General features: G+C 69.9%; 12 protein-coding genes. 4 read left to right on the top strand and 8 right to left on the bottom strand.

Features of this window, described 5'->3' with window-relative positions:
- Nucleotides 1–29 precede the first annotated feature (29 nt).
- From EDD93_RS03610 to EDD93_RS03600, 3 genes are read right to left on the bottom strand one after another with little or no spacing between them, the layout of a single operon-like run.
- Nucleotides 30–953, bottom strand: coding sequence for a carbohydrate ABC transporter permease (locus EDD93_RS03610; protein ID WP_123523790.1), 924 nt, complete (start codon nucleotides 951–953; stop codon nucleotides 30–32).
- Nucleotides 950–1942, bottom strand: a complete 993-nt coding sequence (locus EDD93_RS03605) for a carbohydrate ABC transporter permease (RefSeq protein ID WP_123523789.1) — start codon at nucleotides 1940–1942, stop codon at nucleotides 950–952. Before EDD93_RS03605 ends, EDD93_RS03610 begins: the two co-directional genes overlap by 4 nt.
- Before the next feature lie 5 nt (nucleotides 1943–1947).
- Complete coding sequence (locus EDD93_RS03600) at nucleotides 1948–3198, bottom strand: sugar ABC transporter substrate-binding protein (RefSeq protein WP_123523788.1); 1251 nt, start codon at nucleotides 3196–3198, stop codon at nucleotides 1948–1950.
- Nucleotides 3199–3455: 257 nt separating this feature from the next.
- On the opposite strand from EDD93_RS03600, the gene EDD93_RS03595 reads away from it, so the two are divergent.
- Entirely contained in the window at nucleotides 3456–4436 is a 981-nt protein-coding gene (locus EDD93_RS03595) for an acetylxylan esterase (RefSeq protein WP_123527563.1), read from the top strand.
- 145 nt (nucleotides 4437–4581) lie between these two features.
- Here EDD93_RS03595 and EDD93_RS03590 read toward each other — a convergent pair whose 3' ends face one another.
- Nucleotides 4582–5637, bottom strand: a complete 1056-nt coding sequence (locus EDD93_RS03590) for a LacI family DNA-binding transcriptional regulator (protein WP_123523787.1) — start codon at nucleotides 5635–5637, stop codon at nucleotides 4582–4584.
- 157 nt (nucleotides 5638–5794) lie between these two features.
- On the opposite strand from EDD93_RS03590, the gene EDD93_RS03585 reads away from it, so the two are divergent.
- The 3 genes from EDD93_RS03585 to EDD93_RS03575 are packed head-to-tail and all read left to right on the top strand — an operon-like array spanning nucleotide 5795 to nucleotide 8321.
- The gene (locus tag EDD93_RS03585) at nucleotides 5795–6250 is read left to right on the top strand and encodes a MarR family winged helix-turn-helix transcriptional regulator (RefSeq protein ID WP_123523786.1); all 456 of its coding nucleotides are present in this window, start codon (nucleotides 5795–5797) and stop codon (nucleotides 6248–6250) included.
- Nucleotides 6247–7734, top strand: a complete 1488-nt coding sequence (locus tag EDD93_RS03580; protein ID WP_123523785.1) for an MFS transporter — start codon at nucleotides 6247–6249, stop codon at nucleotides 7732–7734. Before EDD93_RS03585 ends, EDD93_RS03580 begins: the two co-directional genes overlap by 4 nt.
- Before the next feature lie 35 nt (nucleotides 7735–7769).
- The gene (locus tag EDD93_RS03575; RefSeq protein WP_123523784.1) at nucleotides 7770–8321 is read left to right on the top strand and encodes an isochorismatase family protein; all 552 of its coding nucleotides are present in this window, start codon (nucleotides 7770–7772) and stop codon (nucleotides 8319–8321) included.
- A 105-nt stretch (nucleotides 8322–8426) separates the two neighbouring features.
- On the opposite strand, the gene EDD93_RS03570 is transcribed toward EDD93_RS03575, so the two are convergent.
- The 4 genes from EDD93_RS03570 to EDD93_RS03550 form a co-directional block, all read right to left on the bottom strand.
- A complete protein-coding gene (locus EDD93_RS03570) occupies nucleotides 8427–9197 on the bottom strand; it encodes a succinate dehydrogenase/fumarate reductase iron-sulfur subunit (protein WP_123523783.1) in 771 nt (256 codons plus the stop codon).
- Nucleotides 9194–11107: a fumarate reductase/succinate dehydrogenase flavoprotein subunit gene (locus EDD93_RS03565; protein WP_123523782.1), complete on the bottom strand. Its 1914-nt coding sequence runs from the start codon at nucleotides 11105–11107 to the stop codon at nucleotides 9194–9196. Before EDD93_RS03565 ends, EDD93_RS03570 begins: the two co-directional genes overlap by 4 nt.
- Nucleotides 11108–11890 carry a hypothetical protein gene (locus tag EDD93_RS03560; protein WP_123523781.1) on the bottom strand — a complete coding sequence of 261 codons (783 nt, stop codon included), beginning with the start codon at nucleotides 11888–11890 and terminating at the stop codon, nucleotides 11108–11110.
- Nucleotides 11891–12355: 465 nt separating this feature from the next.
- The gene (locus EDD93_RS03550) at nucleotides 12356–12604 is read right to left on the bottom strand and encodes a hypothetical protein (RefSeq protein WP_123523780.1); all 249 of its coding nucleotides are present in this window, start codon (nucleotides 12602–12604) and stop codon (nucleotides 12356–12358) included.
- Nucleotides 12605–12880 lie beyond the last annotated feature (276 nt).

Raw genomic sequence — 12880 nt, 5'->3', positions numbered from 1 at the left:
GACGGGCCCGGCCCGCTCCTTGGGGCGGACTACTTCATGCCCGCGGTGGCGATGCCCTGCGTGAAGTGCCGCTGGAGCGCGATGAACACGACCAGGACCGGCAGCACGATCAGGAAGGAGCCGGCCATCAGCATGCCGTTGGATCCACCCGCCTTGTTCGGGTCGGTGGCGAAGGTGGCCAGGGCGACCGGAAGGGTGTACTTGTCGGGGTCGTTCGTCGCGATGAGCGGCCAGACGAAGTTGTTCCACGAGCCGAGGAACGTGAAGATCGACAGCGTCGCCAGCGCGGGCTTCACCAGCGGCATCACGATGCGCCAGAAGATGTACCACTCGCCGGCACCGTCCATCCGGGCTGCTTCCAGCAGCTCGTCCGGGATCGACTGCATGAACTGCCGCATCAGGAAGACCCCGAAGGCCCCGGCTGCGAACGGCAGGACCAGCCCGGCGTACGAGTCGATCAGCTGCAGCTTGCTCATCAGGACGAAGAGCGGCAGCAGCATCAGGTTGCCGGGCACCATGAGGGCGCCGAGGACCACACCGAAGATCTTGTTGCGGCCGACGAACTTCAGCTTGGCCAGGGCGTACCCGAGCATCGAGCAGAAGACCAGGTTCGAGACGGTGACCAGCACAGCCACGATCACCGAGTTCATGAAGTACAGCGGCAGATCGAGCTTGTCGAGCAGCTCCCGGAAGTTGTCCAGGGTCCACTCGGTCGGGATCCAGACCGGCGGGCTCGCGGTCAGTTCGCTCGTCGTCTTGAACGAGGAGAGAGCCATCCACAGGAACGGCGCCGACATGACCAGCAGACCGAGCGAGAGCAGGACGTAGACGAAGATCCGCTTCCATGACCTCGGCTCCCTGCCGCTGTCCTTCCGCCCGGTCCCGCGTTCGCTCTTCCCGGGCTTCTTCGACGGCGCCGTCGAGACGGCGCCCGGTGCATTGGTGGCGCTCATTTCGTGTTGTCCTTCAGCAGTCGGAGCTGCAGCACCGTGATGCCCATGATCACTACGAAGAGGACATACGCCATGGCGCTCGCATAGCCCATGTGGAAGAAGTTGAAGCCCTCGCGGTACATGTTCAGCGAGACGGTGAGCGTCGAGTCCGACGGCCCGCCCTGCGTCATCACGAAGGGTTCCTCGAAGACGTTGAGGTAGCCGATCGTGGTGATCACGGTGGCGTAGAGCATCGTGGGCCGCAGAAGCGGGATGGTGATGCCCCTGAACTCCTGCCAGATGCCGGCACCGTCCAGCCGCGCCGCTTCCCGGACCTCGGTGGGAATGGCCTGCAGACCTGCGATGAAGAGCACCATGACCGTGCCGACGTTGCGCCAGACCGCCATCGCGATCATCGACGGCATGGCGAGCTTCTCGGAGCCGAGGAAGTCCGGAGCGGTGAGACCCACTTCGGAGAAGAGGCCCGCGACGAGACCGTCGCTCGGATCGAGCACGAAGCGCCAGACGACGGCGACCGCGACGATGGTGGTGACGACCGGGGCGTAGAAGCCGACGCGGAAGAAGGTCCTGGCCCGGTCGATGCCGTTGTTGAGCAGTACGGCGACGATCAGTCCGAGGAAGATCGTCAGCGGGACGCCGATGACCACGAAGTACGCCGTGTTGAACAGCGACTTGAGGAACTTCTCGTCACTGAACAGCTTGGTGTAGTTCTCGAATCCGATGAAGTTCGCGTCCAGCGGGTGCGTCACGTTGCGCAGCCCGAAGTCCGTGAAGCTCATCACCAGGGTGGCGATGATCGGGACGGCCATGAAGACGAGGAAGAGAACGAGGAAGGGAGTGGAGAACAGCCAGCCGGCCATGTTCTGCATTCCCAGCGAGGGCTTCCTGCGCCTTGGTGAACCCTTGGGCCCGGCGGCCGGGGACTTCGCGGTCCCCGGTCCGGCCTGCACCTTGGCCGACTCTGCGGCCTTTCCGGTCGTGGTGCTCATGGCTCCTACTTCACGAGGCCTTCGATCTGGGACTGCGCCGTCTTCAGCGCGTCCTCGGCGGACGCCTTGCCCTGGGTCACCTTCGCGATGGCCTGGTCGACCTTGTCGGTGATCTCAGTCCAGTTGGAGAGCGACGGGGAGGACTTGGCGGTGTCCATCTGCTTCTTGAAGATCTGCAGATCGGGGTCGTCGGCGAGGTCACCGGAGGTCCAGGCGGCGGTGTTGGCCGGCAGGTCCTTGGTGCGCTTGTACCAGTCGGCCTGGCCCTTGGTGTCCGTCAGGTACTTGATGAACCGGGTGGCGGCGGCCTTGTGCTCGCTGTCCTTGGAGATGACCAGGGAGGAGCCGCCGGCCATGGAGACGGAGGACTTGTCGGCGGGCACGTTGGCCACCGCCCACTTGCCCTTGAGCTGCGGCTGGCCCTCGTTCAGCAGGGTGACGTGCCAGGGGCCGCCGAAGAACATCGGGACACGGCCGTTGCCGAAGTCCTTCACCACGTCGTAGCCGGGCGGCTGCGACTTGTTGGAGAGCCCCTTGGAGAAGTACGAGCCGTACTCCTTGAGCGCCTTGACGGCCTCGGGGCTGTTGATGACGACATCGCCCTTGGCGTTGACTATCTCGCCGCCGGCCGAGTACAGGAAGGGGTAGAAGTTCTGGACCGTGTCCAGGGCGCTGGGCTGGATGGACAGGCCCCACTTGGTGCCCGCCTTCTTCTGGTAGGCGGTGGCGAGGTCCTGCATCTCCTTCCAGTTGGTCGGAGCCTTGGTGATGCCCGCCTTCTTGGCCAGGTCGGTGCGGTAGTAGAGGACGCGGGTGTCGACGTACCACGGCACGCCGTACGCCTGGCCGTCCACCTCGCCCTGCTTCCAGCCGGCCGGGAAGAAGTCCTTCTCCTGGAAGGTCTTGGCGTCGACGGGCTCCAGCACACCGAGCTCGGAGAACTCGCCCATGTAGCTGCCGCCCATCTGTGCCACGTCCGGCATGCTGCCGGCGGCGGCCGCGGAGACCAGCTTCTGGTGGGCGACGTCCCAGCCGACCGGGGTCACCTTGACGGTGACGTTCGGATTGGCCTTCTCGTAGACCTTTGCCACGTCCGCGAGCTTCTCGCCCTCGGCCCCCATGGCCCAGACAGTGAGCGTCTGCTTCTTGTCCGCGGCGACATCGTCGCCACCGGAGCTGCCGCACGCGGTCAGACCGAGAGCGAGTACGACGGCGATACCTATACCGGTGGAGGCGGTTCTGGCGATGCGGGGCATGGAGGGCTCCTCCTTGAGCAATCCGAATGTATGCGCTGCCTGTAAGCGCATACATCACTCTGCGGCAGGGATTCGGGAATCCGCAAGAGGGTGCTGGGTCACACTCGTGCAACGTATTGGACATCTGAATGTTCAACTTGGAACGTTAAGTGTGCTGTTTGCGAAAAAGGCAACGATGTGACCGATTCCGCACGGTTGGGGCGGGCGGACATCGGTGGCCCGAACTGCGGGGAGTGGGAGGCGATATTGTCGTGATCATGTCTTCATTCGTGCATGGATTCCCTTTTGACCCGTCGTACGGGCGCACACTCGACGATCTGCTGGCCGTCCCCGCGCCCGCGGCCCCGACGGACTTCGCCGATTTCTGGCGAGCGCGGTACGCGGCTGCTCGCGAGGTCGCGACGGTGCCGGAGATCGGGCCGCTGGAGAGCGAGCGCGACGGTGTCCGGATCCATGGAGTGACATTCACCTCGGTGGGCGGGGTGCGGCTGGGGGGCTGGCTGGTACTGCCCGCGGAGGGGCCGGTGCGCCACGGGTTCGTCATCGGCCACGGTTACGGCGGCCGGCAGGGGCCGGGGCCCGATGTGCCGCTGCCACTGCCCGGGGCGGCGGCGATCCTGCCCTGCGTGCGGGGGACGGGGGCGCGCGGTCTCGTGGCGGGCATCCCGGACGTCTCCGGCGCGCATGTGCTGCACGGCATCGAGTCACGCGACACGTATGTGATCGGTGACTGCGTGGCGGACCTGTGGTGTGCGGCGTCGGCGCTGCACGAGCTGGTCCCCGAGCTCGCGGGCGCCGGCCCGCTCGGCTACCTGGGGGAGAGCTTCGGCGGGGGGCTCGGCGCCCTGGCCCTGCCCTGGGACGACCGCTTCGGGGCCGCGCAGCTGACGGTGCCGACCTTCGGGAACCACCCGCTGCGGCTCACGCTGCCGTGCGCGGGGAGCGGGGAGTCGGTGCGGGAGTACCACCGAGGGCATCCCGAGGTCACCGAGGTGCTGGCGTACTACGACGCCGCGACGGCTGCGGGGTTCCTGGAACGGCCGGCGCTGGTGGCCGCGGCGCTGTTCGACCCGTCCGTGCCGCCGCCGGGCCAGTTCGCGGTGTACAACGCGCTCGCGGGGGAGCGGGAGCTGCTGGTGCTGAGCGCGGGGCACTTCGAGCACCCGGGGCTGGCGGACGAGGCGGCCGGGCTCGTGGCGGCCCGTACGCGGTTCTTCGGGGAGCGGCTCAAGCGCTGACGGGCGGCGGGCGCGGGGCGTGGGCCGGCCGCCGGCGCCGCGCGGCCGCGGCCGCGTCCCCGCGCGGACCCGGCCGCCGTCGCCGCGCGCACCTGCCCGCCGTCGCCGCGCGCACCTGCCCGCGTTCCCGCCCGCACCGGGCCGGTCAGCCGCAGCCGCAGCTCCTGCGGCGGATCGGGACGACCGGGAGGGTGAGCGAGACCGGTTCGCGGTTCGCGTTGTTCAGCCGCTGCACCAGAAGTTCGACCGCCTGCTCACCGAGCTGCCGGATCGGCTGGCGCACCGTCGTCAGCGGCGGCTGGACGATCCGGCTGAGCGGGATGCCGTCGAAGCCGGTCACCGCCATGTCCTCGGGCACCCGCACGCCGCGTCTGGCCAGTGCGCGCAGGGCGCCCACCGCCATCTGGTCGTTGGCGAAGAGCATCGCCTCCGGCCGGGGCCCGTCCGCGTCCAGCAGCCGTTCGGCGGCCCACTCGCCCTCGGCCTGCTTCATCATCGTCGTCCGCACGCTCGGCGCGTCCGGCACCGGGATTCCCGCGTCCCGGCACGCCTCCCGGAATCCGCGGAACCGCGCCTCGGCGTCGGGTGAGTCGGTGTCGCCCGCGATGAAGGCGAGCCGGCGCAGTCCGTGGTCCTCGATCAGGTGGCGGGTCAGTTCGCGCTCGCCGTCGACGTTGGCGACGACGATGTGGTCGAGGTGGTCGATCTCGCGGGGGCCGGCGAGCATCACGACCGGCAGCCGGCGCGATATCACCTCGAGGTCCTCGGTCGGCACCGTCTGCGCCAGTACCGCGAAGCCGTCGACCCGTCCCGCGACCTTCGCGACCAGGCTCTCCGGACCACCCTCCAGCGAGGCGGCGATCAGCAGGGCGTACCCGTGCCGCCGCGCGGCCCGCTCCATGCCCCGGATGATCTGGTCGGAGTAGAGCATCACCGCGTCGTCGGCGTCGCTGTCCGCCTCGGCGTCGGCCTCGGCGTCCGGGTCGGCGTAGTCGGGAAAGCAGAGCCCGAGCACCCCGGTGGTGCGGCTGGCCAGGCCCCGGGCGTTCCCGCTCGGTACGTAGCCGAGCTCGCGCGCCGCCTCCAGGACCCGCTCACGGGTCTGGGCGCGCACCGAGTCCGGGGTGCGGTAGACCCGCGAAACCGTGGCAATGGAGACGCCCGACCGCTCGGCGACGTCGTACACCGTTGGGGCGCTCACTCGACCGACCGTCCGCTTCTTCTTCCGTGCCCACACGTATCGACATACGCCTTTTGAAAGCGCATTCACCCTAGATCGCGGGCCGGACGGGAGCAAGGCCATCCAGCAATCGACAGGCTACCTTGCAAGATGGCCTGTGCATCTTTACGGTGGGAGCATGACGCAGACGCCGGCCGCCACCCCTGTCGACCCCACGGCCGAGCAGGTCGGGAACGACCTCGCGGCCGTTGTCGGCAGGCTGTTGCGGCGGCTGCGGTCCTCGTCCTCGGAGAGCCTGCTGACGCCGACCCAGCGCTCGGTGCTGGCCCGGCTGGAGGACGGGGGCCCGGCCACCACGGCCGCGCTGGCCCGCGCCGAGTTCGTACGCCCGCAGTCCATGCGGCTGACCCTGGGCGCGCTGGAGGAGCAGGGACTCGTCGAGCGGGCGCCCGATCCGGACGACGGCCGCAAGTCGGTCATGTCGATCACCGGCGCCGGGCGCACGACGCTCGCGCAGGTCCGGGTCGCCAAGCGCAACTGGCTGGCCGAGGCCATCGCCGCCGAACTCGACGGGGCCGAGCGCCGGACCCTGGCCGAGGCGACGGTCCTCCTCGACCGCCTGGTCGGTTCATGACCGGCCGCGACGCCGTCCCCGCCGCGATACCCCAGGCGCCCCCGGAGCCGGCACCCAAGCCGCCACCCCAGGCGTCCCCGGCGCCGGCACCCAAGCCGCCGCAGGAGCCCGCGCCGGACCGGGACGCCGCGCCCGGATTCAGTGGCCGGCTCACCGCCCCGCTCCTGATCGGCTCGCTGCTCAACCCGCTCAACACCACCATGATCTCGACCGCCCTGGTGGCGATCGGGCACCACTTCGACATCGGCGCCGCCGACACCGCCTGGCTGATCTCGGTCCTGTATCTGGCGAGCGCCGTCGCCCAGCCCGTCCTCGGCAGACTCGCCGACGTGCTCGGCCCCCGGCGCGTCTTCCTCGCCGGGCTGGTCGTCGTCATCGCGTCCGGCCTGGTGGGGGCGGTGGCGCCGAGCTTCGGCTGGCTGATCGTGTCCCGGCTGCTGCTCGGCATCGGTACGTCGGCCGCCTACCCGGCCGCCATGGCGGTGCTGCGCGACGAGTCCGCCCGGATCGGCCGCGCCACGCCGCGCTCCGTCCTGGCCCGGCTCTCGTTCGCGGCGCTCGGCAGCGCGGCGGTCGGTCCCACGCTCGGCGGACTGCTGGTCATGGTCGTCGGCTGGCGCGGCATCTTCGCCGTCAACGTGCCCGTCGCGATCGTCGCCTTCGGCGCCGCCCTGCTCTGGATCCCGGCCGACCCGCCGCGCAGGCGGGCCGCCGACGGCAGTACGCCCCGGCTCGACCTGGACCCGCTCGGCATCGGCCTCTTCACCACCGCCCTGACCGTGCTCGTCTTCTTCCTGCTCGACCTCGCCCACCCGATGTGGTGGCTCCTCGCGCCCTTCGCGGTGCTCAGCGCCGCACTGGTGCGGTGGCAGCTGCGGCGCCCCAACCCCTTCATCGACCTGCGGATGCTGGCGGGAAACGCCGCCCTCTCGCGGACCTACCTGCGGCACGGAGTCAGCTATCTGCTGATCTACTGCGTGATGTACGGATACACCCAGTGGCTGGAGGAGGCCCGTGGCTATTCGTCCGGGCACACCGGCCTGCTGATGCTGCCGATGTCCGTCGCCGCTCTGGTCTGCTCACTGCTCGGCGCCCGTACGAAGGGCATCCGGGGGCCGCTCACCCTGGCCTGTGTACTGCTCACCGTCGGGGCGGGCGTGCTGCTGTTCCTCTCCGGGGACACCCCGCTCGCCGTCCTGCTGATCGCCGGGGCCTGCTTCGGCATCCCGCAGGGGCTGATCGGTACGAGCAACCAGGCGGCCGTCCAGGCCTACGCCCCGGCCGAGTCCATCGGCTCGGCCGCCGGCCTCCAGCGCACCGCCCAGTACATCGGGGCCATCACCGCGTCCAGCCTCATCGCCCTCGCCTACGGGCAGTCCACCGGCGACCGGGGCCTGCACCTGATGGCCGGCGTCGCCGCCGTGCTGGGCGTCCTCCTCATCGTCCTCACCGTCACCGACCGCGCCCTGCGCGGCCGTACCTGAATACCGTTCCGCACCACTCAGCAAGGAGCACCACCATGAGCGCCACCACCCTCGACCCGAAGACCGCGCTGGTCGTCGTCGACCTCCAGAAGGGCATCACGGGCCTGCCCACCGCCCACCCCAGCGCCGATGTCGTCGCGCACGCCGCGTCCCTCGCCGACGCGTTCCGGGCCAAGGGCCTCCCGGTCGTCCTGGTCCGCGTCACCGGCGGCGCCCCCGGCCGCACGGAGGGTCCCGCCCGCTCCGGACAGCCCGCCGCCGACTGGGCCGACATCGCCCCCGAGCTCGGCCCGAAGGAGGACGACATCGTCGTCACCAAGCTGACCTGGGGCGCCTTCTACGGCACCGACCTCGACCTCCAGCTGCGCCGCCGCGGGGTGACCCAGGTCGTGGTGGCCGGGATCGCGACCAGCATCGGCGTCGAGTCCACCGCCCGCTCGGCGTACGAGCACGGCTACCACGTCACCGTCGCCACGGACGCGGTGACCGACATGAGCGCCGAGGCCCACGACAACAGCGTCGAGCGGATCTTCCCGCGCCTCGGCGAGACCGACACCACCGACGCCATCATCAAGCTGCTGGGCTGAAGGCCGCCGGGCTCGGAGCAGCCGGGCTCGCAGCTGCCGGGCCGAACGCCGCCGGGCCGAACGCCGCCGGGCCGAAGGCTTCCGGGCCGGCGGCGCGTGCGCGCCTCACGCCTCCCGGCGGCGGATCTTGTTGCCCAGCCACACCAGCGGGTCGTACTTGCGGTCCACGGCCCGCTCCTTCAGCGGGATCAGCGCGTTGTCGGTGATCTTGATGTGTTCGGGGCACACCTCCGTACAGCACTTCGTGATGTTGCAGTAGCCGAGGCCGTGCTCCTCCTGGGCCGTCGCCTTCCGGTCGAGACCGGACTCGGCGGCGGCGTCCAGCGGGTGCATGTCCAGCTCCGCGACCCGCATCAGGAAGCGCGGACCGGCGAAGGCCACCTTGTTCTCCTCGTGGTCGCGCACCACATGACAGGTGTCCTGGCACAGGAAGCACTCGATGCACTTGCGGAACTCCTGCGAGCGCTCCACATCGATCTGCTGCATGCGGTAGTCGCCCGCCTTCACCCCCTCCGGGGGCACGAAGGCGGGCACTTCGCGTGCCTTGGCGTAGTTGAAGGACACGTCTGTCACCAGGTCCCGCACCACCGGGAAGGCGCGCAGCGGGGTGACCGTGACCGTCTCCTCGCGGGTGAACACCGACATGCGCGTCATGCACATCAGCCGCGGCCGTCCGTTGATCTCCGCGCTGCACGAACCGCACTTGCCGGCCTTGCAGTTCCACCGCACCGCCAGATCACCGGCCTGGGTGGCCTGGATGCGGTGGATGATGTCGAGCACCACCTCGCCGTCGTTGACCTCGACCGTGAAGTCCTCCAGATCACCGCCGTCGGTGTCCCCGCGCCACACCCTGAACCGTGCGTCGTAGCCGCTCACTCGTACAGCTCCTCTTCGGCGAGGTACTTGACCAGCTCCTCCTTCTCGAAGAGGGCGAGCAGGTCCGGACGGATGGGTTCGGTGACCTTGCGTACGAGATCGATCCGGCCCGCCGGCGGCGTGGCGGAGGCGTCGGCCGGCCGGCACAGCAGGTTGACCGGGCGCCAGGAGCGTTCCATCACCGGGCAGTCCTCGCGGGTGTGGCCGCCCCGGCTCTCGGTGCGCTCCAGGGCCGCCCGTGCGATGCACTCGCTGACCAGCAGCATGTTCCGCAGGTCCAGGGAGAGGTGCCAGCCGGGGTTGAACTGCCGGTGCCCCTCGACCCCGGCCCGCCGGGCCCGTTCCCGCAGCCCGGCCAGTTTCTCCAGGGCCTGCTCCATCTCGGGGGCCCGGCGGATGATGCCGACGAGGTCGTTCATCGTCTGCTGGAGTTCCTGGTGCAGGGTGTACGGGTTCTCCGCCGGAGCGCCCCCGGCGAGGTCCTCCGCGCTGAACGGACGCAGGGCCTCCGCGGCCGCCGCGTCGATCTGGGCCTGGTCCACCACCGGCAGGGCCTCGGTGGACTCGGCGTGTCCGGCTGCGTGCAGTCCGGCCCGGCGGCCGAAGACCAGCAGGTCGGAGAGGGAGTTCCCGCCCAGCCGGTTGGAGCCGTGCATGCCGCCCGCGACCTCGCCGGCCGCGTACAGGCCGGGCACGTCCAGGGCGGCGGCGGTGTCGGAGTCGACGGCTATGCCGCCCATCACGTAGTGGCAGGTCGGGCCGACCTCCATCGCCTCCGCCGTGATGTCGACGTCCGCCAGCTCCTTGAACTGGTGGTACATCGAGGGCAGCCGGCGCCGGATCCGCTCCGCGGACATCCGGGTCGACACGTCCAGGAACACCCCGCCGTGCGGCGATCCGCGGCCCGCCTTCACCTCGGAGTTGATGGCTCGGGCGACCTCGTCGCGCGGCAGCAGTTCGGGCGGGCGGCGGTTGTTGTCCGGGTCCTCGTACCAGCGGTCGCCCTCCTCCTCCGACTGCGCGTACTTCTCCTTGAACACGTCGGGGACGTACTCGAACATGAAGCGTTTGCCCTCGGAGTTCCGCAGGACCCCGCCGTCGCCGCGCACCGACTCGGTGACGAGGATGCCCTTGACCGAGGGCGGCCAGACCATCCCGGTCGGGTGGAACTGGACGAACTCCATGTTGAGCAGGGGCGCGCCCGCCAGCAGGGCCAGCGCGTGGCCGTCGCCGGTGTACTCCCAGGAGTTCGACGTGACCTTGAAGGACTTGCCGATGCCGCCGGTGGCCAGGACGACCGAGGGCGCCTCCAGGACGAAGAACCTGCCTGTCTCGCGCTCGTAGCAGAAGGTCCCGGAGACGCGCTCCCCGTCCTTCAGCACGCGGGTCACCGTGCACTCCTGGAAGACCTTCAGCCGGGCCTCGTAGTCACCGAACTCGCGCTTGTCCTCCTGCTGGAGCGAGACGATCTTCTGCTGGAGGGTGCGGATCAGTTCGAGGCCGGTACGGTCCCCGACGTGCGCCAGGCGCGGGTACTCGTGGCCGCCGAAGTTGCGCTGGGAGATCTTCCCCTCGGGCGTGCGGTCGAAGAGCGCGCCCCAGGTCTCCAGCTCCCAGACCCGGTCGGGCGCCTCCTTGGCGTGGAGCTCGGCCATCCGCCACTGGTTGAGGAACTTCCCGCCGCGCATGGTGTCGCGGAAGTGCACCTGCCAGTTGTCCCCGGAGTTCACATTGCCCATGGAGGCGGCGATCCCGCCCTCCGCCATGACCGTGTGCGCCTTGCCGAAGAGCGATTTGCAGATCACCGCGGTACGGGCCCCGCGCTCCCGCGCCTCGATCGCGGCCCGCAGCCCGGCACCTCCGGCACCGACCACGACGACGTCCCACTGCTGCCGTTCGAGCTCAGTCATTCAGAAAAACCTCGGATCGTCGAAGGCGCCGGAGGCGACCAGGTACACGTAGAAGTCGCACGCCGCCACGCTGATCAGCGAGGCCCAGGCGAGCAGCATGTGGTGGGCGTTCAGGCGCCCCACCCAGCCCCACAGCCGGTAGCGCACCGGATGCTTGGAGAAGTGCCGCAGCCGGCCGCCGATGATGTGCCGGCAGGAGTGGCAGGACAGGGTGTACGCCCAGATCAGGGCGATGTTGACAACGAAGATCAGCGAGCCGAGACCCATGTGGCCCCAGGCGTAGTGCTCGTCGCGGAAGGAGAGCACGGTGTCGTACGTCAGGATTCCGGCGACGGGCAGTGCGGCGTAGAAGAAGTACCGGTGGATGTTCTGCATGATCAGCGGGAACCGGGTCTCGCCGCTGTACGCGGTGTGCGGCTCCGCGACCGCGCAGGCCGGGGGCGAGGCCCAGAAGCCCCGGTAGTAGGCCTTGCGGTAGTAGTAGCAGGTCAGCCGGAAGCCGAGCGGGAAGATCAGGATCAGCAGGGCGGGGGAGAGGCCCCACCAGCTGCCGAACAGGTCCCAGTTCGGGCCGTGCCGCATCGGGGCGCAGCTGTCCGCCAGGCAGGGCGAGTAGAACGGCGAGACATAGGGGGCGGCGTAGTAGTCGGCGTTCGAGAACGCCCGCCAGGTCGAGTAGACGATGAAGGCGAGGAGCCCGCCCGCGGTGACGGCGGGCGCCAGCCACCAGCGGTCGGTCCGCAGGTGGCGGGCGGCGATGGCGGCCCGTGAGGCGTGGTGCACTCCCGCCGTCCGGGTCGCCGCTCCGCCCGGCGCGGGTGACTTCGTGCCCGGCGCGCCCCCCGGGCCCCTGCCGGGACCCTTTCCTGAATCCGTGCCTGTTTCCGTACCGGTGGCCAAGGAGCTCTCCTAGGGGCGTCTGACGGATGAGTGCGGGAGAAGGAGCGGTGTCCGGCGCGTTGACCGCAAGGCGCCGGGGCGTCCTCGGGGCGGAGTCACGCGGGCCTTTCGGCACCGCCGCGAGCGTGCGGGCCGGACACCGCGACGCCGCAGGCATCCGCCGGACACCGTCTCTAGGGCCTGTCTTCAAACTGCCGTCGTCGCCCGCAGGGCGGCCGGGCGGCGTCAGGTGCGTGCTCTCGGCGTGCCGGCCCCGGGCCCCTGTACTGGACGTACCGGGGTCTGGGGCCGGTGCGGCGAGAGTGCGTGCATGGCGTCGCACGGCAGACGGCAGTTTGAAGACAGGCCCTAGGGGGCGTGCCTGCCGCGGACGCCCAGACCCTCGTCGTCCGAGTCCGTCCACAGCGTGGTGTCGTACGGCGCCTCGGTGATCGTGATGACGCCGTCGACCGGGCCGGTGTGGCCGCCCGGGGCGAGCGGATCCGGCGCGGAGTCCGCCGCGCGCAGCTGCGCGAGGCTCCGCTCCAGCCGCCCGACGGTGCGGACCAGGTCATCGAGACAGTGCTGAACTGCCGTCAACTCGTCCTGTAGTGACATGACTTGATCTCACTTCCGCAGTTGCGGGTGGCCATGCTCATGCGCATGCGAGTGTCGCGCGTCACATCCTCTTTGGGAAGGGAGCGGGCCGCCCCGGCTTGCCCGTCGGTGCCCGGAGGGTCGCTGGAACGGCGGATTTCGGCCAGTGTCCGGTTCCGCCGCACGGGTGAGCTTCGGTGCGGCCCCGACGTGTCTGCGGCGCCCCTCGCGCGTGGGCGCTTTCAGTGGATGAGCGGAACCAGTGTGATCAACTGCAAATGCCACCAAACACGCATC

This window comes from Streptomyces sp. 840.1 (assembly GCF_003751445.1).
Taxonomy (GTDB): Bacteria; Actinomycetota; Actinomycetes; order Streptomycetales; family Streptomycetaceae; genus Streptomyces.
Note: the sequence above shows the minus strand (reverse complement) of the source record. Positions and strands in the feature narration are given on the sequence as shown.

What these genes read in the sequence shown, in the direction of transcription:
- EDD93_RS03610 (WP_123523790.1), bottom strand. Translation starts at nt 953, where the DNA reads ATGAGCGCCACCAATGCACCGGGCGCCGTCTCGACGGCGCCGTCGAAG.
- EDD93_RS03605 (WP_123523789.1), bottom strand. Translation starts at nt 1,942, where the DNA reads ATGAGCACCACGACCGGAAAGGCCGCAGAGTCGGCCAAGGTGCAGGCC.
- EDD93_RS03600 (WP_123523788.1), bottom strand. Translation starts at nt 3,198, where the DNA reads ATGCCCCGCATCGCCAGAACCGCCTCCACCGGTATAGGTATCGCCGTC.
- EDD93_RS03595 (WP_123527563.1), top strand. Translation starts at nt 3,456, where the DNA reads ATGTCTTCATTCGTGCATGGATTCCCTTTTGACCCGTCGTACGGGCGC.
- EDD93_RS03585 (WP_123523786.1), top strand. Translation starts at nt 5,795, where the DNA reads ATGACGCAGACGCCGGCCGCCACCCCTGTCGACCCCACGGCCGAGCAG.
- EDD93_RS03580 (WP_123523785.1), top strand. Translation starts at nt 6,247, where the DNA reads ATGACCGGCCGCGACGCCGTCCCCGCCGCGATACCCCAGGCGCCCCCG.
- EDD93_RS03575 (WP_123523784.1), top strand. Translation starts at nt 7,770, where the DNA reads ATGAGCGCCACCACCCTCGACCCGAAGACCGCGCTGGTCGTCGTCGAC.
- EDD93_RS03565 (WP_123523782.1), bottom strand. Translation starts at nt 11,107, where the DNA reads ATGACTGAGCTCGAACGGCAGCAGTGGGACGTCGTCGTGGTCGGTGCC.
- EDD93_RS03550 (WP_123523780.1), bottom strand. Translation starts at nt 12,604, where the DNA reads ATGTCACTACAGGACGAGTTGACGGCAGTTCAGCACTGTCTCGATGAC.